Genomic DNA, 900 nt, shown 5'->3' with positions numbered 1-900 from the left:
CCACACGCCAGGCAGCCAGCTGACCCGGCCGATCGGCTTCCAGATGTTGCCCAGCATGTCCTGGAGCATGAACCGGCCGACCCGGGTCCCGGCGTCGACTGTGGTCAGGATGAACAGCGCCTCGAACATGATCGCGAAGTGGTACCAGAACGCCCTGAGCCCCGCCCCGCCGAGGAAGCCGGAGAAGATCTCGGAGATGCCGACGGCGAGCGTCGGCGCGCCACCAGTACGCGACACCAGTGTCGGTTCGCCGACGGCGGCGGCCGCGGCCTGCAGGGTATCGGGGGTGACGGTGAATCCCAGATTGGTCACCGCCGTCGCGGCGCTCTGGAAGGTCGTGCCGACCACGCCGCCGGGCGAGTTCATCGCGTAGTACAGCCCCGGGTCCAGCAGCGATGCGGCGATGATGGCCATGACCGCGACGAACGACTCCATCAGCATGCCGCCGTAGCCGACGAGCCGGACCTGCGACTCCTTCTGGATCATCTTCGGTGTGGTGCCCGAGGAGATCAGCGCATGGAAGCCGGACAGCGCCCCGCAGGTGATGGTGATGAAGACGAAGGGGAACAGTGTGCCGGCGAAGACCGGGCCGTTGCCGCTGAAGGCGAACTTGGTGACGGCCTCGTTCTGCAGTACCGGAGCGGTCACCAGCACGCCGACCGCGAGCAGCGCGATCGTTCCGATCTTCATGAAGGTGGACAAGTAGTCGCGCGGCGCCAGAAGCATCCACACCGGCAGGACGGACGCGACGAAGCCGTACCCGACCAGGCAGAAGACCAGGGTCTCGGGCTTGAGCGTAAACGCGCCGGCCCAGCTGGAGTCCTGGACCCAGCCGCCCGCGACGATGGCGAAGACCAGCAGCCCGACGCCGATCACGCTGGTTTCGACCACGCGGCCCGG

1 protein-coding gene is annotated in these 900 nt (G+C 67.4%); it reads right to left on the bottom strand.

Annotated features, from left to right (window positions below; translation table 11 throughout):
* The coding region (locus ABD332_RS59915) for a carbon starvation CstA family protein (RefSeq protein WP_344516110.1) at positions 1-900 on the bottom strand (900 nt) is incomplete at both ends.

The organism is Dactylosporangium maewongense (assembly GCF_039531485.1).
Classification (GTDB): domain Bacteria; phylum Actinomycetota; class Actinomycetes; order Mycobacteriales; family Micromonosporaceae; genus Dactylosporangium; species Dactylosporangium maewongense.
The sequence above is the reverse complement of the archived record's forward strand: the minus strand, read 5'-3'. Positions and strand labels throughout refer to the sequence as shown.